This window comes from Pseudomonas sp. S3_G06, assembly GCF_054667565.1.
The window spans coordinates 3,034,236-3,058,540 of sequence record NZ_CP162738.1 but is presented as its reverse complement, the minus strand read 5'-3'; the positions used below and the strand labels follow the sequence as shown (position 1 = coordinate 3,058,540).

Below are 24,305 nucleotides of genomic sequence, written 5' to 3'. Positions count from 1 at the left end.
ACGCGGGGCTGCGAACCAGAGCGTTCGGGCCGCCGGTACTGGAGAAAGAAAGCATGAGCAACTGGTTAGTAGACAAACTGATCCCTTCGATCATGCGCTCGGAGGTCAAGAAGAGCTCGGTGCCTGAAGGTCTGTGGCACAAATGCCCATCCTGCGAGGCGGTGTTGTACCGTCCGGAGCTGGAAAAGACCCTGGACGTTTGCCCCAAGTGCAACCACCACATGCGCATCGGCGCACGTGCGCGCATCGACATCTTCCTCGACCCGGAAGGCCGCAATGAACTGGGTGCTGACCTGGAGCCGGTTGACCGTCTGAAATTCCGCGACGGCAAGAAGTACAAGGACCGCCTGGTCGCTGCGCAGAAGCAGACCGGCGAGAAAGATGCGCTGATCTCGGTCAGCGGTACCCTGCTGGGCATGCCGGTAGTGGTTTCGGCATTCGAATTCAACTTCATGGGCGGTTCCATGGGCGCCATCGTCGGTGAGCGCTTCGTTCGCGCTGCCAACTACGCACTGGAAAACCGCTGCCCGATGATCTGCTTCGCCGCTTCCGGTGGCGCGCGCATGCAGGAAGCGCTGATCTCGCTGATGCAGATGGCCAAGACCTCGGCCGTGCTGGCGCGCCTGCGTGAAGAAGGCATTCCGTTCATCTCCGTACTGACCGACCCGGTCTACGGCGGCGTTTCCGCCAGTCTGGCGATGCTCGGTGACGTCATCGTTGGCGAACCGAAAGCCCTGATCGGCTTCGCCGGTCCGCGGGTAATCGAGCAGACCGTGCGCGAAAAACTGCCGGAAGGCTTCCAGCGCAGCGAATTCCTGCTGGAGCACGGTGCAATCGACATGATCATTCACCGTCAGGAACTGCGCCCGCGTCTGGGTAACCTGCTGGCACAGATGACCGGCAAGCCGACGCCGAAATTCGTCGCCGCGCCGATCGAGCCGATCGTGGTGCCGCCGGTGCCTGCCAACGTATGACCCAGCGCACCCTTGGTGAATGGCTCGCCTACCTCGAGCAGTTGCATCCGTCGGCCATCGACATGGGCCTGGAGCGTTCGCAACAGGTAGCGTCCCGCATGGGGCTGGGCCAGCCGGCGCCTCGGGTGATCACGGTCACCGGCACAAACGGCAAGGGTTCGACCTGCGCGTTCGTGGCTTCTTTGCTGCGTGCGCAGGGCCTGAACGTTGGCGTCTACAATTCTCCGCACCTGCTGCGTTATAACGAGCGGGTGCAACTCAATGGCGTCGAAGCCACTGACGCCCAGCTGTGCGAAGCCTTTGCTGCGGTTGAGGCGGGCCGCGGCGAGACTTCCCTGACTTACTTCGAAATGGGCACCCTGGCGGCGTTCTGGCTGTTCCAACAGTCCGCGCTTGATGCTGTGGTGCTAGAAGTGGGATTGGGCGGGCGTCTGGATACCGTCAATGTGGTGGATGCCGACATCGCGCTGGTCACCAGCATCGGTGTCGATCACGCCGATTATCTGGGCGATACCCGCGAATCCGTAGCCTACGAGAAGGCTGGAATTTTCCGCCAGGGCAAGCCTGCTCTGTGTGGCGACCTGAATCCTCCGCAACCACTGCTCGACAAGGCGCACGAACTGGCTTGCCCGTTCTTCCTGCGTGGACGCGATTTCGATCTTGGCATCACCGAGCAGCATTGGCAGTGGCGCGGCACCGATGCCCTACGCCAAGTGGTCGAGTTGCGCGACTTGCCGCTGCTCGATCTGCCAATGGAAAACGCCGCGCTGGCGCTGCAAGCCTATCTGCTGACAGGTTTGCCGTGGAATGCCGAACAGATTGTCGCGGCGTTGCAGGCGACGCGCGTGGTCGGGCGCCTCGATCGTCGTGCGTTCGAATGGAACGGCAAGCGCCTGAACCTGTTGCTGGATGTCGGTCACAATCCGCATGCCGCTGAATATCTCGCGCGACGTCTGGCTGCGCGGCCGCCGGTTGGCAAGCGTCTGGCGGTGTTCGGGTTGCTGGCGGACAAGGATCTCGATGGTGTTGCTGGCGAATTGAATGCTAGTGTCGCGCATTGGGCTGTCGCGCCGCTGGATTCGCGGCGTGCGCGTCCCGTAGCTGAGCTTGAGGCAGCGCTGCAGAACCTTGGTGCTTCGGTTACGTCCTATGCCAGCGTTGCGGCCGCTCTGGAAGGGCAGTGCGCTGAGGCAACCAGCGACGACGAGATTCTGTTGTTCGGATCATTTTATTGTGTCGCCGAGGCCCTTGAATGGCTGGCCCGGCGCTCCACGGAGGAAGCGGCAAATGGCTTTGCTGGATAAAGCGTACAAGCAGCGCATGGTTGGCGCGCTGGTGCTGGTGGCGCTGGCGGTGATCTTCCTGCCGATGCTGTTTTCCCGTCAGGATGAGCAGCGTCAGGTGACCGTCGAGGCCCCGGCTGCGCCTCAGCCTTCGGCCATGCCGCAGGTGCAAATGGACCCGGTCGCCGTGCCTGAGCCCCAGGCTTTGCCACAAGAGCCGGTGCCAACGGACGAAGAGGTCGCTGAAGAAGTGGTGCCTGCTGCTCCGGCTGCTGCTCCGGCCGCCCCGGCACCGACCATCCCGGCGCAGATTGCCCGCCCGGCAACGCCGCCACCGGTGGCCAAGCCGATTCCGGCGCCGGCTCAGCCAATCACCTCCGCAACCAGCAAGCCTGACACCACGCAGAGCCGCGTCGATGCCAACGGTCTGTCGGTGAGCTGGTCAGTGCAACTTGCCAGCCTGTCGAGCCGTGCCAGCGCCGAGAGCCTGCAGAAGAACCTGCGCAGCCAGGGTTATAACGCCTACATTCGTTCGGCCGATGGCAAGAATCGGGTGTTCGTCGGTCCGCTGATCGAGCGTGCCGAAGCCGACCGTCTGCGTGATCTGCTGAGTCGTCAGCAGAACCTCAAGGGCTTCGTTGTCCGTTTTCAGCCTGAACGTGGCTGAAATCTATCACCTCGATTGAAAAGCACTGACAATCGCAGCTTACCGACAGCCATGCGCTCTGCTAAAATGCGCCGCCTTATCCGTCTGTAGGCTGCACTGTGCCATTTACCTGGGTTGACTGGGCGATCGTTGCAATCATCGCCATCTCCGCTTTGATCAGTCTGAGCCGCGGCTTCGTAAAGGAAGCTTTATCGCTGCTGACCTGGATCATCGCAGGAGCGGTTGCCTGGATGTTTGGTGGCTCACTGTCCGAGTACCTCGCCGGATACATCGAAACCCCATCGGCTCGCGTGATTGCGGGCTGTGCCATCATGTTTGTCGCCACACTGATCGTGGGCGCAATGATCAATTATCTTATCGGCGAGTTGGTTCGCGTCACCGGGTTGTCCGGGACCGATCGATTCCTCGGCATGGCCTTCGGCGCAGCGCGTGGCGTGTTGCTGGTGGTCGTGGCGGTCGGGCTGTTGAGCCTGGGGCCGGTACAGCAGGACGGGTGGTGGAAAGAATCACAGCTCGTGCCCAAGTTTCTATTGGTCGCCGACTGGTCCAAAAACCTGATACTCGGGTGGAGCAGTCAGTGGCTTGCCAGCGGAATCAGCGTACCCGCTGAGATTCCGTTCAAGGAGCAGCTCTTGCCGACGGCGAAAACGCCTCAGTGAGTGCTGTTCAGTTCAGATCCATTAAGTAGGGGTTGCGTCGCATGTGTGGCATCGTCGGTATCGTCGGTAAGTCGAACGTCAATCAGGCGCTGTATGACGCGCTAACCGTGCTCCAGCACCGCGGCCAGGACGCTGCCGGTATCGTGACCAGCCATGATGGCCGGTTGTTCCTGCGCAAGGATAATGGCCTGGTGCGTGACGTGTTCCAGCAGCGTCACATGCAGCGTCTGGTCGGCCACATGGGTATCGGCCACGTCCGTTACCCGACTGCCGGCAGCTCGACGTCGGCCGAAGCCCAGCCGTTCTACGTCAACTCGCCGTACGGCATCACCCTGGCGCACAACGGTAACCTGACCAACGTTGAACAGTTGGCCAAAGAGATCTACGAATCCGACCTGCGTCACGTCAACACCAGTTCCGACTCGGAAGTGCTGCTCAACGTGTTCGCCCACGAGCTGGCCCAGCGCGGCAAGCTGCAGCCGACCGAAGAAGACGTGTTCGCCGCCGTGACCGACGTGCACAACCGCTGCGTGGGTGGTTACGCCGTTGTGGCGATGGTCACCGGTTACGGCATCGTTGGTTTCCGCGACCCGCACGGCATTCGCCCGATCGTGTTCGGCCAGCGTCACACTGACGAAGGCGTCGAGTACATGATCGCCTCGGAAAGCGTTTCCCTGGACGTGCTCGGTTTCACCCTGATTCGCGACCTCGCGCCGGGCGAAGCGGTATACATCACCGAAGATGGCAAGCTGCACACCCGTCAGTGCGCAACCAACCCGTCGCTGACCCCGTGCATTTTCGAACACGTCTACCTGGCGCGTCCGGACTCGATCATCGACGGCGTGTCGGTGTACAAAGCACGTCTGCGCATGGGCGAGAAGCTTGCCGAGAAGATCCTGCGCGAGCGCCCTGAGCACGACATCGACGTGGTCATCCCGATTCCGGACACCAGCCGTACCGCAGCGCTGGAACTGGCCAATCACCTTGGCGTGAAATTCCGCGAAGGCTTCGTCAAGAACCGTTACATCGGCCGCACCTTCATCATGCCGGGCCAGGCTGCACGCAAGAAGTCGGTACGCCAGAAGCTCAACGCCATCGAGCTGGAATTCCGTGGCAAGAACGTGATGCTGGTCGATGACTCGATCGTGCGCGGCACCACTTGCAAGCAGATCATCCAGATGGCCCGCGAAGCCGGCGCGAAAAACGTCTACTTCTGCTCGGCGGCACCTGCGGTGCGCTTCCCGAACGTCTACGGTATCGACATGCCGAGCGCTCACGAACTGATCGCGCACAACCGTTCGACTCAGGACGTGGCCGATCTGATCGGCGCTGACTGGCTGATCTATCAGGACTTGCCTGACTTGATCGAAGCGGTCGGTGGCGGCAAGATCAAGATCGAGCACTTCGATTGTGCGGTGTTCGACGGCAAGTACGTGACCGGTGACGTCGACGAGGCTTACCTGAACAAGATCGAACAGGCGCGCAACGATGCCTCGAAGGTCAAGACCCAGGCAGTCAGTGCGATCATCGATCTGTACAACAACTGAGTTTCCACCGGCCCTGAGGGGCCGGTTTTGTATCTGATATTTATTGTTCGTGAACAAAGGAGAGCAGCATGAGTCAGGAATGGGATGCCGGTCGGCTGGACAGCGACCTCGAAGGCGTAGCGTTCGATACCCTGGCCGTCCGTGCCGGTCAGCACCGCACGCCGGAAGGCGAACACGGTGACCCGATGTTCTTCACCTCCAGCTACGTGTTCCGCACCGCTGCCGATGCGGCGGCGCGGTTTGCCGGCGAAGTGCCGGGCAACGTCTATTCGCGTTACACCAACCCGACCGTGCGTGCGTTTGAAGAGCGCATCGCCGCGCTGGAAGGCGCCGAGCAGGCCGTCGCCACGGCCACCGGCATGGCCGCGATCATGGCGGTGGTGATGAGCCTGTGCAGTGCTGGCGATCATGTGCTGGTATCGCGCAGCGTGTTCGGCTCGACCATCAGCCTCTTCGAGAAGTATTTCAAGCGCTTCGGTGTCGAAGTCGATTACGTACCGCTGGCCGATCTGTCGGCCTGGGATGCGGCGATCAAGTCCAACACCAAACTGCTCTTTGTCGAGTCGCCGTCCAACCCGTTGGCCGAGCTGGTGGATATCGCCGCGCTGGCTGAAATCGCTCATGCCAAGGGCGCGCAGCTGGTGGTCGACAACTGCTTCTGCACCCCGGCGTTGCAGCAGCCGCTGAAGCTTGGCGCGGATATTGTCGTGCACTCGGCGACCAAGTTCATCGACGGTCAGGGCCGCTGCATGGGCGGCGTTGTCGCCGGTCGCGGTGAGCAGATGAAAGAAGTGGTGGGTTTCCTGCGGACCGCCGGGCCGACCCTCAGCCCGTTCAACGCGTGGATCTTCCTTAAAGGCCTCGAGACCCTCAACCTGCGCATGAAGGCGCATTGCGCCAACGCTCAGGCGCTGGCCGAATGGCTGGAGCAGCAGGACGGCATCGAGAAAGTCCATTACGCCGGCCTCAAGAGCCATCCGCAGCACGAGTTGGCCCAGCGCCAGCAGAAGGGTTTTGGTGCGGTGGTCAGCTTCGAGGTCAAGGGCGGCAAAGAAGGCGCCTGGCGCTTTATCGATGCCACGCGGTTGATTTCGATCACCGCCAACCTTGGCGACAGCAAAACCACGATCACCCATCCAAGCACCACCTCCCACGGCCGTCTGGCGCCACAGGAGCGTGAAGCGGCAGGCATTCGTGACAGTCTGATCCGCGTTGCGGTCGGTCTGGAAGATGTGGCTGACCTGCAAGCTGACCTGGCGCGCGGTCTGGCGGCATTGTGATCGAGTTGTCCACACCCGCGGCCAACACCCATGGCCGCGTGGCGCTGGTCACCGGGGCTGCGCGCGGTATTGGCCTCGGAATCGCCGCTTGGCTGATCAGCGAAGGCTGGCAGGTGGTGCTGACCGATCTTGATCGGGTGCGTGGTTCGAAAGTGGCGAAGGTGCTGGGCGAGAACGCCTGGTTCATCGCCATGGACGTCGCCGACGAAAATCAGGTCGCGCTGGGCGTGGCCGAGGTATTGGGGCAGTTTGGTCGCCTTGATGCATTGGTCTGCAACGCGGCGGTCGCCGATCCGCACAACATCACCTTGGAAAGCCTCGATCTGGCGTATTGGAATCGGGTGCTGGCGGTGAATCTGAGCGGGCCGATGTTGCTGGCCAAGCACTGTGCGCCGTATCTGCGCGCGCACAACGGTTCGATCGTCAATCTGGCCTCGACCCGCGCGCGACAGTCGGAGGCGGACTCCGAGGCCTACGCTGCGAGCAAGGGCGGGCTGTTGGCGCTCACTCACGCACTGGCGATCAGCCTCGGGCCGGAAATCCGCGTGAACGCAGTCAGTCCGGGCTGGATTGATGCCCGTGATCCCTCGGTGCGTCGCGCCGAACCTTTGGCCGATGCCGATCATGCTCAGCATCCGGCGGGCAGGGTAGGGACTGTCGAGGACGTGGCGGCGATGGTGGCGTGGTTGCTGTCGAGGAATGCCGGGTTTGTCACCGGCCAGGAATTCGTCGTCGACGGCGGCATGACCAAGAAGATGATCTACGAGCAGTGAAAGGCAGCTTCGAGCTTCAAGCTTCAAGTTAAAGCAAGACGCTGGTGTGCCTGCTTTAGGTGATCATCCTTTTCTTGAAGCTTGAAGCTTGAAGCTTGAAGCTTGAAGCTTGAAGCTTGAAGCTTGAAGCCGTTTTTGAAAAAAACTCCAATCCTGCTATTGACTTAGCTTCGCCACCTGCGTAAATTTCGCGGCCTCGGAGATGCAAACGGGTGATTAGCTCAGCTGGGAGAGCGTCTGCCTTACAAGCAGAATGTCGGCGGTTCGATCCCGTCATCACCCACCACTCCCGAGAAGCTTGCGCAAGCAAGAGAGTAGGCTGAAAGTGCCTGCACCGACGCGCAGCGGTAGTTCAGTCGGTTAGAATACCGGCCTGTCACGCCGGGGGTCGCGGGTTCGAGTCCCGTCCGCTGCGCCATATTTTACGAGTCAGATTGATCTGGTTCGCGATTACCAGGCACCGAAGCCGGTAATCAAAACGAGTTACTTGAGCGCAAGCTCAAAGCGATACGCAGCGGTAGTTCAGTCGGTTAGAATACCGGCCTGTCACGCCGGGGGTCGCGGGTTCGAGTCCCGTCCGCTGCGCCATATCTGTTTCAAGGACCACTGAACGCCTTGAAGCGCCGAAACCAGCCATCGGCTGAATCGGATCGATAGCAAAGACCCTGGTCGAAAGACCGGGGTTTTTTGTGTCTGAAATTTGGTTATTCCCCTCTCGAACTCCTGCGCAAATCGTCCTGTAGGAGCTGCGGCACGCTGCGATCTTTTGATCTTGCTCTTAAAAAATCCAGATCAAAAGATCGCAGCCTCGTCTCACTCGACAGCTCCTGCAAGAATCTCTGCAAGCCTACTGCGGTGCCACGTCGCATTGATTTTTTTGATTATTTAGTCAGGTTTTTGTAACTGGTTGTTTGCTGTGGGCGCAGAAACCTTTAAAGTTAACCTTTCGGTCAGCTTTGCACTGTCAACACAGCTCTTTGCTTCGCCAGAAAGAGCTTCTGCACGACTCGAGATCCCCAGTAGATAACCACAAGGGCGGACCTATAACCGCCCAGAGGATGATCCATGTCCAACCGTGAAATATCCCGGCGCTCGTTCCTCCAGGGCGGGCTGGTGGCGGGTGTGAGCGTTACGCTTACGCCGCTCAGCAGTCAGGCGCTGGCTGCCTTGATGGAAAACAGCGTCACCGTGCCGTCCGAGAAATGGCTCGGCAATAACGGCAAGGCGCGGCAACGTAACGATGCCTTGTCCAAGGTCTGCGGCAGCAAGGTGTTTGCCCGCGACATCCGCGCCAAGGACATGCCTGGCTGGCCTGAGCAACAAGGCCACGCCATGCTGCTGAAAACCATCAAGGCCGACCGCATCTACGCAGGCTACGACCTGTCGTGGCTCGGCGCTGATCTGCAGCCGGACCGCATCGTTACCGCTGCCGATCTGGACAAGGACGGTATCGTCTTCCCCGAAGAGCACGCGCCTGATCCATTGCTGCCGGAAGGCAAAGTGCCGATGTTCATCGGTCACCCGGTAGCGATTCTGATCTGGAACGACTTCGAGCGTTTCCGTCAGGCCAAGAATCAACTCAAATTCAATGACAAAGCGATTCGTTACGGCGCCAAGGTGCCGTTCTACGAAGGCGACCCCTACGGCAGCTTCCGCTACGTGCGCGTCGGCGGCGCGACTTCGGCGGACGAAGACGAGTTCGCCAGCCTCAAGGATTCGATCCTGTTCCCGATGCTGAAGAACCGCCGTCCAGTCTGGAATGCATCGCCGAACCTGCATGGCAACCTCACCGAGCGCGGCCTGTTCTACGCCGACCGCATGAAGCAGGAAATCGACACGCCGCCAGACAACTGGCTGGTGTTCGATGAGCGCTACAAGACGCCGTCGATCGAACCGGCCGCCCTCGAGCCGGACAACGGCAACGGCTGGTACGACCCGAAAACCAAAACCCTGCATTTCGTCGTGGCGACGCAGTGCCCGCTGGAAGTCGCGACCGAGACCGCGAAGATGATCGGGCCGTCGCGTTTCGGCTTGTCCAATCTGAACATGCACCCGGGCTATACCGTCGGCTATGGCTCCAAAGACCACAACATTTTCGTCTACTACGCAGCCTTGGCCGCGCTGTACGGCGCCGGTGTGCCGGTGCGTCTGGCCAACGACCGCTACGAGCAGTTCCAGAGCGGCATCAAGCGTCACCCGTTCGACATCCGCTACCAGTTGGCCGTGGACAAGAACGACTACACCTTCAAGATTTTCCGCGCGGAAATGAGCGTCGACGGCGGCGGTCGGGTCAACTACAGCCCATCGGTGGCGGCGGTTGGCGCCACGGCTGCGCAGTCGATCTACTACATGCCGCAGAACGATCTGCAGGTCACCGCCTATCACTCGCGCGCGGTCGAGGCGGGTTCGATGCGCGGTTACGGCACTCTGCAAAGCATGGCGGCGACCGAAATGATGGTCGACGAGATCGCCAATCGCCTGGGTGTCGACGCCATCGATTTGCGCCGCAGGAATGCCCTGCGTTCCGGCATGAAAAACACCCAGGGCGCAATCCCGGCCGGTGCACTGCGCCTGCACGAAATTCTCGACAAGGCCTCGGTGCACGAAGTCTGGAAAAATCGCGACACGATCAAGCAGCAACGTGAAGCGGCAGACCCGGATAACTGGTACGGCGTCGGTTTCGCCATCTGCCAGAAAGACTTCGGCACCGGCTCCGAAGCGCCGATGGCCAGCATCGAATTCACCGCAGACGGGCGCATTACCCTGCGCCACATCGGTATCGAAATCGGTACCGGCATGTCCACTTCGCAAGCCTTGGTCGTTGCCGATTTCCTCGGCAGCCCGGCGCACGAGGTGAAGACCGGCGAAACCGAATGGCAGGAAATGCAGCTGATCACCAGCGGCAACCCTTACATCATGAGTCAGGCCGAGCAGGACAATCTGCTGCGCAACCCGCGCTGGGTCGGCAAGCTGGCCTCGGCGTCTTCGGCGACCAATTCCGCTTATTACTTCAGCCATGCAACCCGTGAAGCGGCGCGCGTGCTGTTCAACCACGGTTTGTGGCCGGCGGCGCTGGAGATCTGGCGCCAGGGTCCGTACGGCGGCCAGGCCAACCCTTACGTAGTGCGCCGCGAAGATGCGCATTGGGTCGACGGCAAGCTGACCGCCAACGGCATGCAACCGCTGAGCTTCGAAGAGCTGGCCAAGCGCGCCCATGAACGCGGTCTGGTGACAGGCGCCACGGTGCACGGTTTCAACCGCTGGAGCTGGGCCGAGGCTGAATACAGCATCGACGGCGTGCGCGAGCGTCTGCCGCTCGACGGTCTGGCGGTGAAATATGGCGATGGCGCGCCGCAAGCGAAGAAAGCGCAGATGAACAGCGCCGGCTTCCACTTGCTTGATCGGCAGAACGTCAACTACCCGGTAGTGCAGTTGAACAATGCTGCCGTGACCTATTACAGCCCGGTCGCGACGCTGGTCGAGTTGAAGGTCAATAAAGGCTCGGCGGAAGTCGAGGTGCTCAACCACCATTCGTGGATCGAGTGTGGTCGGGTGCTGGTTGAAGAGTTGGTCAAGGGCCAGCTCGAAGGCGGTATCGCCATGGGTATTGGTCATGCGCTGATGGAAGAGATGCCGTTGTACGAAGGCGGGCCGGGGGAGGGTGACTGGAACTTCAACCGTTACCGCCTGCCGATGGCGCGTCACGTTGCGGTGTGGAAGCAGACCGCGGAGATCCTGCCGCCGCTGTCGCCGAGCGATCCGTCCAAGGGCATCGCCGAAGTGGTGATGATCCCGATTGTCGGTGCCATCGGTAACGCCGTGGCGCACGCCATCGGTAAACGTGTTCGTGACTTGCCTATCACCGCTGCGCGCATCAAGGAGGCCCTCAATGGCTAACCGTCCGCTTCAACTGACCCTCAATGGTCAATCCGTCGGCCCGGTGGACATCCCTGATGACCTGCCGATGATCGACTACCTGCACGAATACAAAAACCTCACCGGCTCGCGGCTGGGCTGCGGTCAGGGGATCTGCCACGCCTGTGTGGTGATCGTCGATAACCCCGACGGCACCAGCGAGGAAGTGCGCACCTGCATCACCGGTGCGCATTACTTCGAGGGCAAGAAAGTTCGCACCATCGAAGGCCATGCCACTCGCGACGAGCAGGGCCAGGTCACCGAGCTCAATCCGATCCAGCAGCGCTTTGTCGACGAGTTCGCCTTCCAGTGCAGCTACTGCGCGCCAGGCTTCGTCAACGCTGCCACCGTGCTGGTGGAGAAGCTGCAGCGTCAGCCAACCGTACACAGCAAGCTGGAGCAGGTGATCGAGGACAGCCTCGGCCATCACGTCTGCCGCTGCACCGGGTACGTGCGTTATTACAACGCCACGCGCAACGTGCTGACCGATCTTGGTCTGGTCAAGGAGGGTTGAGCATGAAGCGTTTACTGACCCGCCTGGCTTTCGCGGTCGGACTGGCTGCGCCGCTTTTGGCGGCCCACGCCGACGATCAGATCAAGCGCGGCGAATACCTCGCCCGCGCTGCCGACTGCATGGCCTGCCACACCGCACCGGGTGGCGCGCCTTATGCCGGCGGCCTGCCGATCGTCTCGCCATTCGGCACGATCTACGGCACCAACATCACCCCGAGCAAAGAGCACGGCATCGGTCTGTACAACGATGACGAGTTCTTCGCTGCGCTGACCGAAGGCAAACGGCGCGACGGTGCGAATCTGTATCCAGCGATGCCGTACACCTCGTATCACCTGATGCCGCGCGCCGACTCCGATGCAATTCACGCGTATCTGAAAACCATCGAGCCGATCGAACGCGCCGCGCCAGTGACCAGCCTGAGCTTTCCGTTCAATGTGCGTCTGGGCCTGACCGGCTGGAACATGCTCTACGGCAAAGACGTCAAGCTGGAGTCGGCCGAGGGCAAAAGTGAGGCGTGGAAGCGCGGCCAGTACATGGTCGACGTTCTCGGTCACTGCGGCGAATGCCATACGCCACGCGGCCTGCCCGGCGCGATGCAAATGGACAAGCGCATGACCGGCGGCATTCTCAATGGTTATCTGGCGCCGAGCCTGCTGGCCACCGACCTGGCCGCGCGCGGCTGGAATCAGCAGGATCTGAGCACGTTTCTCAAGCATGGCATGAGCGCGCAAGGAACGATGTTCAACGAAATGTTCCCGGTGTTTCACAACAGCACTCAAGGTCTGAGCGATGCTGACCTGGCGGCAATGGCGACGTTCCTCCTTGGCGAGCAACCGCCACCAGCCCAAGAGCTCGTCGAAGTACCGCTGGACAAGCTCAGCGCGAGTGCCCAGCGCGGCCGTCAGGAATATCTGAACGTCTGCGCCGGTTGTCACGGGGCTGGCGGTGAAGGCAAACCGCACATTGCAGTGGCCATGCGTGGCAACACGACGTTGCGTCTGGAAGATCCGCGCAATCTGTTGCGAGTGATCGAGGACGGCATCGGCGAACAGAAGTTCTCCGGGTTCGAGCACATGCAGCCGATGCCGGGTTTTGCTGAAAAGCTCAGTCCTGAGCAATTGACTGATCTGCTCAACTACCTGCGTCAGGGTTGGGGCGGGCAGGGCGCTGAACTGGCGGTGAGCGAAGTGCAGAAGCTGCAATCCGACGCACCGAGCGTCGAGCACAAGGCGCACTGATATGCAGCATCTCGATCTGCAAGTGGTGCGTCGGGCGCTGGAATGGTCGGTGGCCGGGCAGCGAATCTGGCTGTGCACGGTGCTGACCACTTACGGCTCGGCACCGCGCGCGCCGGGTTCGCTGCTCGCGGTGAACGAAGGCGGGCAGTGGATCGGTTCGCTATCGGGCGGTTGCGTCGAGGAGGATTTCCTTGAGCGCGTCGCCGAAGGTGCGTTTCTCGAAGCGGTAAGCGTCGTGCGTTACGGCGAAGGCGATGATCCGCGCTCGCGGGTCAGTCTGCCTTGCGGCGGCATTCTTGATGTGCTGGTTGAGAAACTTGACGCCGACTGCGCGGTGCAGGCGCACCTGCGTGAACTGGAATCGGCGCTGCTGGGTCAGCGTCGTCTGCTTCGCGAAGTTGATCTGGCCAGCGGTGCGCGCACTCTGTTTGCTGATCGCGAGCAGGGTGCACGGATCGAGCGTGAGATTGATCGGGTGCGCATTCGTGTCGGTGCAGCACAGCGCTTGTTGCTCGCTGGCTACTCAAGTGTGGCGCAGGCCTGTGCCGAGTTCGCGGTAGGGCTTGGCTTCGAAGTGATTCTCTGCGATCCGCGTGATGAAGTGCTTGAAGGCGTGGTGCTCAATAGCGTGGAAATCCGTCGACAGTTGCCTTCGGTGTTCATTGCCGACGGTGGTTGTCATCGCGATACGGCGGTAGTGGCGTTGACCCATGATCCGCGCATCGACGATCTGGCGATGATGGAAGCGGTGCGCACCGAGGCGTTTTACATCGGTGTGATGGGATCGCAGCAGACGTCGCAGAAACGCTTCGAGCGCTTACGCCGCATTGGTGGCTTGAGTGAGGCAGAGCTGGCGCGGGTTCATGCGCCGATCGGCCTCAACCTCGGCAGCAAGACACCGGCGGAAATTGCGCTGGCGGTGCTGGCGGATATCCTGCGCATTCGCAGCGGGATCGCTCGGGATCAGCTCTGATCCTAAGCCTTGCTGATCTACTGTGGCGAGGGGATTTATCCCCGTTGGACTGCGCAGCAGTCCCCTCCTGCTCAAGAGGGGGCGTTTCGCACCCCCAACGGGGATAAATCCCCTCGCCACAATGGTGTTTATAGGCCGTACTTATCGCGCAGCCCGTAATACCAGGCGCCCAGCGCGGCAAACGGTGTGCGCAGCAATTGCCCTCCGGGGAAGGGATAGTGCGGCAGGTCGGCAAAGGCATCGAAGCGCTCGGCCTGACCACGCAACGCTTCGGCGAGGATCTTGCCCGCCAGGTGCGTGTAGGTGACGCCGTGACCGCTGCAGCCCTGCGAGTAATAGATGTTGTCGCCCAGGCGCCCGACCTGCGGCAAGCGCGAAAGGGTCAGCAGGAAGTTGCCGGTCCAGGCGTAGTCGATCTTCACGTCCTTGAGTTGCGGGAAAGCCTTGAGCATCTTCGGGCGGATGATCGCTTCGATGTTCGCCGGATCGCGAGCGCCGTAAACCACGCCGCCACCGAAGATCAAGCGCTTGTCGGCGGTCAGGCGATAGTAGTCGAGCAGATAGTTGCAGTCCTCTACGCAGTAATCCTGCGGCAATAGCGCCTTCGCCAGCTCATCGCCCAGTGGCTCGGTAGTGATCACTTGAGTGCCGCACGGCATCGATTTGGCCGCCAGTTCCGGTACCAGATTACCGAGGTAGGCGTTGCCGGCGACGATGATGAACCTGGCCCTGACCTTGCCCTGCGGCGTATGCACAACCGGATTGGCGCCGCGCTCGATGCGCACGGCAGGTGATTGCTCATAGATGGTGCCGCCGAGAGACTCGACTGCCGCCGCTTCTCCGAGCGCCAGATTCAGCGGATGGATGTGGCCGCCGCTCATATCGAGCATGCCACCGACGTACTGATCGCAACCCACCACTTCACGAATGCGGCGTTGATCCATCAATTCCAGCTGGGTGTGGCCGAAGCGTTCCCACAGGCGCTTTTGCGATTCCAGGTGCCCCATTTGTTTGGCGGAAAGGGCGGCGAATACACCGCCGTCCTTCAGGTCGCACTGGATGTTGTATCTGGCCACGCGCTCGCGAATGATCCGGCCGCCTTCAAAGGCCATTTCGCCGAGCAGTTGCGCCTGCTTGGGGCCGACCGTGCGTTCAATGACGTCGATGTCGCGGCTATAGCTGTTGACGATCTGCCCGCCGTTTCGGCCCGAGGCGCCAAAACCGACTTTCGCCGCTTCCAGCACGGTTACGCGAAAACCGTTCTCCAACAGGAACAGGGCGGACGACAGCCCGGTATACCCGGCGCCGATCACACAGACGTCCGTCTCCACATCATCCTGCAGCACAGGGCGTGGTGGTACGGCATTGGCCGACGCAGCGTAATAAGACTCTGGGTATTGGGTGTTCGCCATCCTGCCGCCTCTGTTTAATATATTTTACGAGTGCGTCGATCCTACCCGAGTTGAAAAACCTCCGCCAGCCACCGGAAACTCTTCGTCGCTGAGGCGAAATTAAATATTTTGCATATTCATAGGGTTAGGTGAAAAAAAGGTGTTGACACCCCTCCGGAATTCCGTAGAATGCCGCCTCACAGCAGGCACGTAGCTCAGTTGGTTAGAGCACCACCTTGACATGGTGGGGGTCGTTGGTTCGAGTCCAATCGCGCCTACCAAACAAAATCCGCTCTGCTGGGCGGTCTGGAAGGGCTCACCGAAAGGTGAGCCCTTTTTTGTTGTCTTCGATTTGCGCAACGCTTGTTCCCGGTCCTTTCCGCTTCGCTCTGATCAGCTCTCCATTCATTACTGTTTGCGCAAAATGATCAAGCGCCATTTTGGTGCATTCTTCTTCCATTTCGTTGTTGAAAACACCTGAATATCCAAAGGCTTACAGCTCTTTTTCTCCAACCGGTTATCGAAAAAGCCTTGTTGCATGTTGGGAATTTAAGTAACATCCGTTCCGCGTTCACCACCACGGTTTATGCATTTTTAAATCCCAAGCTTCCATCAGCTGCTTGGGATTTTTTTTGCCTGCGATTTGGCGTTTGGGCGCTTGTCCCTCCCTCACCTCCAAGCGAGGCGCGGTTTTTTCGTCTACTACTGACTGGCCGATTTTCAACTCTTTATATGGGAGTGCGTCGATGCTGAGTCAGTGGGTCCTTGCCGCTATTCATCTATTCGCGTTTGCCTTGGCTTTCTGGGCGGCGCTGACGCGCGGCACAGCTTTCCGAAAACTCTCGGCGGGCACGGGAGAGGTCAAGCGCGTTCTGCTCGCGGATAACCTTTGGGGGCTTTCAGCTTTGACGCTGCTTATCACCGGAGCAATGCGTGCGTTTGGTGGTTACGAGAAAGGCTCTGGCTATTACCTGCATCAGCCGCTGTTTCATCTGAAGATGACGCTGTTCTTGCTGATACTACTGATGGAGCTTGCACCGATGATCACGCTGATCAAATGGCGCGTCGCATCCTCGCGCGGTGTGGCGCTTGATAGCGGACGTGCGAAGTTGTACGCGCGAATCAGTCATGTTGAAGCGCTGCTGCTGATCCTGATGATGGTCGCGGCGACAGGCATGGCGCGTGGCGTGATATTCGCTTAGAAGGCGAAATTCGCCGTGCTCTATCGGAAACGTCCGACAGCCAGCTCCAGGAGTGAAAGGTAATATCGGCGCAAGAAAGGAGGGAGGGGCAATTGAAAGGAGTCAGCATGCTTCAGGCGCCGTGCCCAGCGGGGGTGAAATGCGGATGGCTAAACGGCGCGTGAATCTTTAGCCAGTCTTGCGCGACGGCAATAGGACTGGCTACGTAATGCAAAGTGGCTCAGGGCGTTTGCGGCTTGTCCGGAGCGGTCAGGCCGGCCTGGATGCGTTGGTAAATTTCTTCACGGTGCACTGCCACGTTTTTCGGAGCGTTGATGCCGATGCGGACTTGTTGGCCGCTGACTCCGAGGATGGTGATCGTGATGTCATCACCAATGTTTATGCTTTCACCGACTTTGCGGGTGAGTATCAGCATGGTCTTCTCCTTGATTGCTTGGTAGGGCACCTGATTCAGACAGTGCAGAGGTCGGTGGTATCTATAGATTAGTGCGAAGTCTCACGGTTTGGGTGCCTCTTTCTGACGCGCAGAAGCGGCATTAATTCCCAGGGCGTAACTATACAGAGGCTGCAATCATCATTCTCGTTGTTTTGTGCCCATTTTGCGGGGCTCGCGAAGTATTTTTGAATGATAAGATCGCCGCTTTACGAATTCCGAGGGAAGCGTTGTGCGCAAATTGGTTTGGCTGGTAGCGGCACTGGCATTGGCAGGCTGCGGTGAAGGCAAGAATGTAGATGCGCCGAAGCCTGAGACGAAGGTCGCGGCAGCGCCGGCGGCCGCCGCGCCACAGTGGGATCTGGAAGTGCGTGGCGAGACTCCTCAGGCCGTCAGTGACCTGAGCGGCTGGTTGATTGAGCACGCTTTCGTTCCGACGGTCGTCAAGGACGGCAGCGGTAAAACACGAATTCTGATCGGTCCGTTCAATTCCCAGGCTGACGCCGAGGCGCGCAAGGTGCAGGTGGATGCGGCGTTGGTAAAAGCCAAAAAACAAAATATCGAGTCGGTGGTGATCGAGCATCCGCTAACGCCATAAGCGAAGCGCCTTCAAAACACGCTGAACAGACATTAAAAAGGCCTCGAGCATAACGCTTGAGGCCTTTTTTATTTCCGCTGCAATCAGCCGCAGGCTTTCAGATTTACCGAGCCGACAAACTCGTTGCCGCGCCCCATCACGCACGCCACGCTCTGGTTGCGCTGACGTTCCCAATCCTGCACTGGATAGGTCTTGTCCCACGCTTCGTACAACTGCCGATCCTGCTTCGACAGGCGCAGTCCGTATTGTTTGCTCATATAAAAATACGTGCGGGCGATCATGCCGCGAATCGAAGGGCGGGGCATGACCTTCTTGGCCTTGAAGTCGACCTGCGTCAGGCAGGAGCCATATTGGCCGGACTGCACCGGCAACCAGCCGTAGCTGAAGTTGCTGCGGTCACCGTTGACCTCGCCAATGCTCGGCACCAGATTGTGCAAGTCAGCTTCGGCCTTTTGATAAACAGGATCGTAACGCGTGCAATTCTTGCGTCCGCCTTGCTGCCAGCACTGTCGCTGATGGCCGATCTGCCAGGCCGGCACGATGTGCTCCCATTCGATTCTCGATGCACGCTTGGCGTTCTTGCGCGGCACATAGCCGCAAGCCTTCAGGTCGACCTTGTTGCCGGTGTACTTGCAGCCGCAGTAAAACTCCGTGGACTGCGGTGCATAAAGTTTCCACGCGGCTTTCTTGGCTTCGGAAAATGTACGTGGGGCGCCAGCCTGGGCGCCCACGGCGAAAAACAACAACAGCAAAGCAACACAGCGGACACTCATTGAATCAATCTTCCTTCGGCACAACCCAAAAAATCTGCACGCCACCGTCATCGCGATAGGCGAGGGTGACGTTATCGTTCTCGTCGATTTCCTCAAGCAAGCGCTCCCAGTCGTCCATCGGCTCATCCGGCAAACGAAAAATCAGTGCGGCTTTGGCTTTTTGTGCGGTGGGGGAATTGATGATTTTCTGAACGCGCATACCCATGCGTTCGTAAGCGTCAGGAGCAGCAGGAGAGGTGGCCACGAGGTTATCCTTATTAAGCTGTACGTGCATACAGTATTTAACTGTAAGCGATTTCGCAACTGCTTAAAATTCAAGAAAATCCTCTGACAGCGGGTTTCCGATTTTGGTGTAGGGCTTGTCGAGTTTTTTGTGGGAAAAAAGCTCGAAGGGTGTAAGCGGGGCACCACCTGCCAAGCTGGCAGGTGGTGCGCAATTGCCTGATCGAGGAGTGATCAGGCGAAGGACAATCAGTATTCCCAGAACATCCGTTGCAGCTCTTTGCTGTCGTTGGTCTTGGTCAGTGCGACCATCGCCAGAATGCGGGCTTTCTGCGGGTTCAGGTCGTGAGCGACAACCCAGTCGTATTTGTCGTCAGGCTGTTCGGCGTTACGCAGGACAAAGCCGCCGGCGTTGACGTGGGATGAACGAATGATCTGCACGCCATCCTTGCGCAGCGCTTGCAGGGATGGAACCACGCGAGAGGATACCGAACCGTTGCCAGTGCCGGCGTGGATGATGGCTTTGGCGCCGGCTTGCGCCAGTGCCTTGTAGGCGGTATCGCTGACGTCGCCGTAGGAGTAGGCAATTTCTACGTCAGGCAGGCTCTTGATGTTTTTGATGTCGAATTCCGAATCCATGGTATGACGCTTGGCCGGCAGGCGGAACCAGTAGGATTTGCCTTCGACCACCATGCCCAGCGGACCCCAGGCGCTTTTGAATGCTTCGGTCTTGATGTTGATCATTTTGCTGACGTCGCGACCGGACTGGATCTCGTCGTTCATGGTCACCAGCACGCCTTTGCCGCGCGCTTCTTTGCTGCTCGCCACGGCGACGGCGTTATACAGGTTGAGCATGCCGTCTGCCGACATGGCAGTGCCCGGACGCATCGAACCGACGACGATGATCGGCTTGTCGGTCTTCTCGACCAAGTTCAGGAAGTAAGCGGTTTCTTCGAGGGTGTCGGTACCGTGGGTGATAACGATGCCGTCGACGTCCTTGCTGTCAGCCAGTTCGGAAACGCGACGACCCAATTGCAGCAGGTTGTCGTTGGTGATGCTTTCCGAAGCGATCTGCATGACTTGTTCGCCACGCACGTTAGCCAGTTTGCTCAGCTCGGGAATGCCGGCAATCAGTTGCTCGATACCGACTTTCGCTGCTTGGTAAGTGGCACTGTTGGCGGCACTGGCGCCAGCGCCGGCGATGGTACCGCCGGTGGCGAGAACAACGACGTTGGCCAGTTTGGTCTGGGTTTCGACTTCTTTTGCCTGAAGGGCAGTAGGCAGGAGCAGCAGGAGGGCCAATGCGCCCGGAATCAAGGTATTGAAAGCAGATTTCATTATTTTTCTCTCTAGTCGTGAGACGGTGCTGATGCAGGTTCATCTAGATGCGCCCCAAGCCGATCTGAATGCTTGAGGTGCAAGGACGGGAGCGGGATTCATACCATGCGTAATGTGCTGGCGGAAAATGTTTAACCCAATGATTTACATCAACATTTGTCGGTGGCTGGAGCATCGTTGAGGACCCATCCATCCGGGATTCCGAACGACAGCGGGATTCTTGTTCGGCTCGCCGATAGGCAATCTCTGAAAAGCCAGGCGGGTGACAAATCCCTGCTAAAGAAATGTGCTCCCAGGCCGATGCGTCCTCAAGGAAACCAAATCTTAGGAGTTCACATGTCACTGACGGTCGGTTTTGCCAATCCCGCTGCAGTCACCATCGGCGGTAAAACTGCAGCCACGATCAACACCCTGAACGACGCGACCAATGAGGCTTCGGCGCAGGCGCTGGGTACCGAGAAGACTGAAAAGAATCAGGTCAGAACTGGTGGTGGTCCTGTGCAGGAAAACAGTGAAACCGAGGCTGACAGCAATCTCAGCATCACCGTCAAGACACTGCTCAAGCGGATGAAGGAATTGCAAAAGCAACTTCAGGAGCAGCAACAGCAACTGGCTGCGGCTCAGGCTGCAAGCTATCCGACTCCCGAAGCGAAATCCCAGGCTGTGATGTCGATTCAGGGCCAGATCGCGCAAACCAGCGCCGCACTGGCAGAAGTGGCGGGTGCGTTGGTCAAGGAGATGTCGAAAAGCGCTACCAGCGGCGGCTTGGTCAATACGACTGCCTGAAGCGACAAATTGCCAATTCAGCGATTCGGCCTACAACAAAAGACGATTTCTGATTGTTGACAAATGTCGGCGGGATTCTCATAGTTCGGTCTACGCAAACGTTTGCGCGGCTTGGAAGGACATTTCCTCCCGGAGCCGTGACGTAGCTTACGTCAGCGCAAACGTTGCTCACAATAATCATAAGATCGGAGTGAACCCATGAAGCTGCCATTCGCCGCACGTCTTCTTGCTGTCGCTATGCTGGCTGCCACAGCCGCCGCACTACCTGTCTCCTCGGCTTTCGCCGAATCCGCAGAAAAACCCAAAGTCGCGCTGGTCATGAAATCCTTGGCCAACGAATTCTTCCTGACCATGGAAGACGGCGCCAAAGCCTACCAGAAAGAGCACTCCGCCGATTTCGATCTGATCTCCAACGGTATCAAAGACGAAACCGATACCGCCGGCCAGACTCGCATCGTCGAACAAATGATCCTGGCCAAGGTGAATGCACTGGTGATCGCGCCTTCTGACTCCAAGGCCATGGTGCCGGTGATCAAGAAGGCCGTAGACGCCGGTATCACGGTGATCAACATCGACAACCAGCTCGATCCCGCCGTGGTCAAAAGCAAGAACATCGACGTGCCGTTCGTAGGTCCGGACAACCGCAAAGGTGCACGTCTGGTTGGCGAATATCTGGCCAAGCAACTGAAGGCGGGCGACGAGGTCGGCATCATCGAAGGCGTGTCCACCACCACCAACGCGCAGGCGCGCACGGCCGGTTTCAAGGACGCGATGGAAGCCGCGCAGATCAAAGTGGTCTCGCTGCAGTCCGGTGACTGGGAAATCGACAAGGGCAACAAGGTTGCCGCTTCGATCCTCAGTGAATACCCCGATGTCAAAGCACTGCTGGCCGGTAACGACAGCATGGCGGTCGGCGCCGTTTCCGCAGTCCGTGCCGCTGGCAAGGCAGGGCAGGTAAAAGTCGTCGGTTACGACAACATCAATGCGATCAAGCCAATGCTCAAGGACGGCCGCGTGCTGGCCACTGCTGACCAGTTTGCAGCCAAGCAGGCCGTGTTCGGCATCGAAACCGCACTGAAGATCATCAAAGGCGAGAAAGTCGACAGCGGTGCCAACGGCGTGATCGAAACACCGGTCGAACTGGTCACCCAGTAAGTCATCTGGCGACACAACGGCGCTCGTCCGTCCGGGCGAGCGCATGGAGATTTCTATGTCAGTTTCCGCCCCGAACGCTGTCCTCTCGGTCAGCGGTATCGGCAAGACCTATGCGCAACCGGTGCTCACCGGCATCGATCTGACGCTGATGCGCGGTGAAGTACTGGCGCTGACCGGCGAAAACGGTGCCGGCAAAAGTACCCTGTCGAAGATCATTGGTGGTCTGGTCACGCCGACCACCGGCCAGATGCAATTCCACGGCAAGGACTATCGTCCGGGCAGCCGTACCCAGGCTGAAGAGCTTGGCGTGCGCATGGTCATGCAAGAACTCAATCTGTTGCCGACGCTGTCGGTGGCGGAAAACCTGTTTCTGGATAATCTGCCGAGCAGCGCGGGTTGGATCAGCCGCAAGCAGTTGCGCAAGGCGGCGATCGAAGCCATGGCGCAAGTCGGCCTCGATGCGATCGACCCGGACACACTGGTTGGGGAGTTGGGTATCGGTCATCAACAGATGGTCGAGATCGCGCGCAACCTGATCGGCGATTGCCACGTGCTGATCCTCGATGAGCCGACCGCGATGCTCACGGCGCGCGAAGTCGAAATGCTCTTCGAACAGATCACCCGATTGCAGGCTCGCGGCGTTTCCATCATCTATATCTCTCATCGTCTCGAAGAACTGGCGCGGGTGGCGCAGCGTATTGCTGTGCTGCGTGACGGCAATCTGGTCTGCGTCGAGCCGATGGCCAACTACAACAGCGAGCAACTGGTCACCTTGATGGTCGGTCGCGAACTGGGCGAACACATCGACATGGGGCCGCGCAAGATCGGTGCTCCGGCGCTGACGGTCAACGGCCTGACGCGTTCGGACAAAGTCCGCGACGTCTCCTTCGAAGTGCGTGCCGGGGAGATTTTCGGCATTTCCGGATTGATCGGGGCAGGGCGCACGGAATTGCTGCGGCTGATCTTCGGTGCCGATGCTGCCGACAGCGGCACCATCGCGCTCGGCTCGCCGGCCAAAGTCGTGAGTGTCCGCTCGCCAGTCGATGCCGTACGCAATGGCATCGCGTTGATCACCGAGGATCGCAAGGGCGAAGGGCTGCTGCTCAGTCAGTCGATCAGCGCCAACATCGCCTTGGGCAACATGCCGGAAATCTCCAGTGGTGGTTTCGTCAACAACGGCGACGAAATTTCCCTGGCGCAGCGTCAGATCGAAGCCATGCGTATCCGCAGTTCTAGCCCGACGCAGTTGGTCTCGGAACTGTCCGGCGGCAATCAGCAGAAGGTCGTGATCGGCCGCTGGCTGGAGCGCGACTGTTCGGTGCTGCTGTTCGACGAGCCCACTCGCGGAATCGATGTCGGTGCCAAGTTCGACATTTACGGTTTGCTCGGCGAGTTGACCCGCCAGGGCAAGGCATTGGTCGTGGTGTCCAGTGACTTGCGTGAGTTGATGCTGATCTGCGACCGGATCGGCGTGCTCTCGGCGGGACGTCTGATCGACACCTTCGAGCGCGACAGCTGGACCCAGGATGATTTGCTTGCCGCCGCTTTCGCCGGCTACCAGAAACGTGATGCGTTGCTCAATGAAGCGGCGCCTAGGGATCTCCCATGAAAACTGCATCTTCTGCCAGTAAACGTAGTGGCAATTTCTTTGGCCTGGGTACTTATCTGGGCCTGGCCGGTGCCTTGCTGGCGATGATTGCGCTGTTCTCGGTTCTGAGCAGCCATTTCCTCTCGTACAACACTTTCAGCACCCTGGCCAACCAGATTCCCGACTTGATGGTGCTGGCGGTGGGCATGACCTTTGTGCTGATCATCGGCGGCATCGATTTGTCCGTCGGCTCGGTGCTGGCGTTGGCCGCATCGACGGTCAGCGTTGCGATTCTCGGCTGGGGCTGGAGCGTTTTGCCAGCGGCGCTGCTCGGCATGGCGGTGGCGGCTCTGGCCGGGACCATCACTGGCTCGATCACCGTGGCCTGGCGGATTCCGTCGTTCATCGTCTCCCTCGGCGTGCTGGAAATGGCCCGCGGTGTGGCGTATCAGATGACCGGGTCGCGCACTGCCTACATTGGCGATGCGTTCGCCTGGCTGTCGAATCCGATCGCGTTCGGCATTTCCCCGTCGTTCATCATCGCTTTGTTGGTGATCTTCATCGCGCAGGCAGTTTTGACCCGCACGGTTTTCGGCCGCTACCTGATCGGCATCGGCACCAACGAAGAAGCCGTGCGGCTGGCCGGGATCAATCCCAAGCCCTACAAAATTCTGGTGTTCAGCCTTATGGGCCTGCTGGCGGGCATTGCCGCTCTGTTTCAGATTTCGCGTCTGGAGGCGGCTGACCCGAACGCAGGTTCGGGCCTGGAACTGCAAGTGATCGCAGCGGTGGTAATCGGCGGCACCAGCCTGATGGGCGGGCGCGGTTCGGTGATCAGCACTTTCTTTGGTGTGTTGATCATTTCCGTGCTCGCGGCCGGTCTCGCGCAGATTGGTGCGACGGAGCCGACCAAGCGCATCATCACCGGCGCGGTAATCGTTATCGCTGTGGTGCTCGACACCTATCGCAGTCAACGCGCCAGTCGCCGGGGCTGAA

At 59.5% G+C, this 24,305-nt stretch carries 22 protein-coding genes and 4 tRNA genes; 21 read left to right on the top strand and 5 right to left on the bottom strand.

What is annotated here, in order from left to right; genetic code table 11:
* Positions 1 to 53: 53 nt before the first annotated feature.
* The 14 genes from accD (at position 54) to AB4N47_RS13685 (ending at position 13,823) form a co-directional block, all read left to right on the top strand.
* Positions 54 to 974, top strand: a complete 921-nt coding sequence (accD, locus tag AB4N47_RS13750; protein WP_016773939.1) for an acetyl-CoA carboxylase, carboxyltransferase subunit beta — start codon at positions 54 to 56, stop codon at positions 972 to 974.
* Positions 971 to 2,278 (top strand): bifunctional tetrahydrofolate synthase/dihydrofolate synthase, encoded by a 1,308-nt coding sequence (gene folC / locus AB4N47_RS13745; protein WP_341637933.1) that lies wholly within the window; start codon positions 971 to 973, stop codon positions 2,276 to 2,278. Before accD ends, folC begins: the two co-directional genes overlap by 4 nt.
* Positions 2,262 to 2,924: an SPOR domain-containing protein gene (locus AB4N47_RS13740; protein WP_024012393.1), complete on the top strand. Its 663-nt coding sequence runs from the start codon at positions 2,262 to 2,264 to the stop codon at positions 2,922 to 2,924. The genes folC and AB4N47_RS13740 overlap by 17 nt, the downstream gene beginning before the upstream one ends.
* 98 nt (positions 2,925 to 3,022) lie before the next feature.
* Positions 3,023 to 3,583 (top strand): CvpA family protein, encoded by a 561-nt coding sequence (locus tag AB4N47_RS13735; protein ID WP_016773942.1) that lies wholly within the window; start codon positions 3,023 to 3,025, stop codon positions 3,581 to 3,583.
* Between the two features lie 41 nt (positions 3,584 to 3,624).
* The gene (purF, locus tag AB4N47_RS13730) at positions 3,625 to 5,130 is read left to right on the top strand and encodes an amidophosphoribosyltransferase (protein WP_016773943.1); all 1,506 of its coding nucleotides are present in this window, start codon (positions 3,625 to 3,627) and stop codon (positions 5,128 to 5,130) included.
* Positions 5,131 to 5,198: 68 nt separating this feature from the next.
* Positions 5,199 to 6,410: an O-succinylhomoserine sulfhydrylase gene (locus AB4N47_RS13725; RefSeq protein WP_016773944.1), complete on the top strand. Its 1,212-nt coding sequence runs from the start codon at positions 5,199 to 5,201 to the stop codon at positions 6,408 to 6,410.
* Positions 6,407 to 7,183, top strand: a complete 777-nt coding sequence (locus AB4N47_RS13720) for an SDR family oxidoreductase (protein WP_071171659.1) — start codon at positions 6,407 to 6,409, stop codon at positions 7,181 to 7,183. The genes AB4N47_RS13725 and AB4N47_RS13720 overlap by 4 nt, the downstream gene beginning before the upstream one ends.
* Positions 7,184 to 7,393: 210 nt before the next feature.
* A tRNA-Val gene (locus AB4N47_RS13715) sits at positions 7,394 to 7,469 on the top strand.
* A 55-nt stretch (positions 7,470 to 7,524) separates the two neighbouring features.
* A tRNA-Asp gene (locus tag AB4N47_RS13710) sits at positions 7,525 to 7,601 on the top strand.
* A 93-nt stretch (positions 7,602 to 7,694) separates the two neighbouring features.
* A tRNA-Asp gene (locus AB4N47_RS13705) sits at positions 7,695 to 7,771 on the top strand.
* Positions 7,772 to 8,248: 477 nt separating this feature from the next.
* Complete coding sequence (locus tag AB4N47_RS13700) at positions 8,249 to 11,080, top strand: xanthine dehydrogenase family protein molybdopterin-binding subunit (protein ID WP_341637932.1); 2,832 nt, start codon at positions 8,249 to 8,251, stop codon at positions 11,078 to 11,080.
* Positions 11,073 to 11,612: a (2Fe-2S)-binding protein gene (locus AB4N47_RS13695; RefSeq protein ID WP_123443186.1), complete on the top strand. Its 540-nt coding sequence runs from the start codon at positions 11,073 to 11,075 to the stop codon at positions 11,610 to 11,612. The genes AB4N47_RS13700 and AB4N47_RS13695 overlap by 8 nt, the downstream gene beginning before the upstream one ends.
* Positions 11,613 to 11,614: 2 nt before the next feature.
* A complete protein-coding gene (locus tag AB4N47_RS13690; RefSeq protein WP_341637931.1) occupies positions 11,615 to 12,850 on the top strand; it encodes a c-type cytochrome in 1,236 nt (411 codons plus the stop codon).
* A 1-nt stretch (position 12,851) separates the two neighbouring features.
* Positions 12,852 to 13,823, top strand: coding sequence for an XdhC family protein (locus AB4N47_RS13685; protein ID WP_123443188.1), 972 nt, complete (start codon positions 12,852 to 12,854; stop codon positions 13,821 to 13,823).
* A gap of 128 nt (positions 13,824 to 13,951) precedes the next feature.
* Here AB4N47_RS13685 and AB4N47_RS13680 read toward each other — a convergent pair whose 3' ends face one another.
* On the bottom strand, positions 13,952 to 15,235 hold the full coding sequence (locus tag AB4N47_RS13680; RefSeq protein WP_341637930.1) for an NAD(P)/FAD-dependent oxidoreductase: 1,284 nt from the start codon (positions 15,233 to 15,235) through the stop codon (positions 13,952 to 13,954).
* 183 nt (positions 15,236 to 15,418) lie between these two features.
* Between AB4N47_RS13680 and AB4N47_RS13675 the strand changes: the two genes are divergently transcribed.
* Together AB4N47_RS13675 and AB4N47_RS13670 are read left to right on the top strand one after the other, a co-directional pair.
* Positions 15,419 to 15,495: transfer RNA gene (locus AB4N47_RS13675), tRNA-Val, on the top strand.
* Positions 15,496 to 15,960: 465 nt separating this feature from the next.
* Entirely contained in the window at positions 15,961 to 16,416 is a 456-nt protein-coding gene (locus AB4N47_RS13670; RefSeq protein WP_341637929.1) for a DUF2214 family protein, read from the top strand.
* Between the two features lie 220 nt (positions 16,417 to 16,636).
* On the opposite strand, the gene csrA is transcribed toward AB4N47_RS13670, so the two are convergent.
* Positions 16,637 to 16,831, bottom strand: coding sequence for a carbon storage regulator CsrA (gene csrA / locus AB4N47_RS13665; protein ID WP_003179932.1), 195 nt, complete (start codon positions 16,829 to 16,831; stop codon positions 16,637 to 16,639).
* Between the two features lie 250 nt (positions 16,832 to 17,081).
* Between csrA and AB4N47_RS13660 the strand changes: the two genes are divergently transcribed.
* Positions 17,082 to 17,447, top strand: a complete 366-nt coding sequence (locus AB4N47_RS13660; RefSeq protein ID WP_024012401.1) for an SPOR domain-containing protein — start codon at positions 17,082 to 17,084, stop codon at positions 17,445 to 17,447.
* A gap of 83 nt (positions 17,448 to 17,530) precedes the next feature.
* Here AB4N47_RS13660 and AB4N47_RS13655 read toward each other — a convergent pair whose 3' ends face one another.
* The 3 genes from AB4N47_RS13655 to AB4N47_RS13645 form a co-directional block, all read right to left on the bottom strand.
* Positions 17,531 to 18,220, bottom strand: coding sequence for an endonuclease (locus tag AB4N47_RS13655; RefSeq protein ID WP_016774034.1), 690 nt, complete (start codon positions 18,218 to 18,220; stop codon positions 17,531 to 17,533).
* A gap of 4 nt (positions 18,221 to 18,224) precedes the next feature.
* The gene (locus tag AB4N47_RS13650) at positions 18,225 to 18,494 is read right to left on the bottom strand and encodes a DUF1654 domain-containing protein (RefSeq protein WP_016774035.1); all 270 of its coding nucleotides are present in this window, start codon (positions 18,492 to 18,494) and stop codon (positions 18,225 to 18,227) included.
* Between the two features lie 197 nt (positions 18,495 to 18,691).
* Positions 18,692 to 19,780 (bottom strand): asparaginase, encoded by a 1,089-nt coding sequence (locus AB4N47_RS13645; RefSeq protein WP_341637928.1) that lies wholly within the window; start codon positions 19,778 to 19,780, stop codon positions 18,692 to 18,694.
* A 336-nt stretch (positions 19,781 to 20,116) separates the two neighbouring features.
* Between AB4N47_RS13645 and AB4N47_RS13640 the strand changes: the two genes are divergently transcribed.
* From AB4N47_RS13640 to AB4N47_RS13625, 4 genes are all read left to right on the top strand, one after another.
* Entirely contained in the window at positions 20,117 to 20,566 is a 450-nt protein-coding gene (locus AB4N47_RS13640) for a hypothetical protein (protein ID WP_341638025.1), read from the top strand.
* Between the two features lie 198 nt (positions 20,567 to 20,764).
* Positions 20,765 to 21,721: a sugar ABC transporter substrate-binding protein gene (locus AB4N47_RS13635; protein WP_341637927.1), complete on the top strand. Its 957-nt coding sequence runs from the start codon at positions 20,765 to 20,767 to the stop codon at positions 21,719 to 21,721.
* A gap of 55 nt (positions 21,722 to 21,776) precedes the next feature.
* Positions 21,777 to 23,330 (top strand): sugar ABC transporter ATP-binding protein, encoded by a 1,554-nt coding sequence (locus tag AB4N47_RS13630; protein WP_122610295.1) that lies wholly within the window; start codon positions 21,777 to 21,779, stop codon positions 23,328 to 23,330.
* Positions 23,327 to 24,304, top strand: a complete 978-nt coding sequence (locus AB4N47_RS13625) for an ABC transporter permease (protein ID WP_016774040.1) — start codon at positions 23,327 to 23,329, stop codon at positions 24,302 to 24,304. Before AB4N47_RS13630 ends, AB4N47_RS13625 begins: the two co-directional genes overlap by 4 nt.
* Position 24,305: the final 1 nt, after the last annotated feature.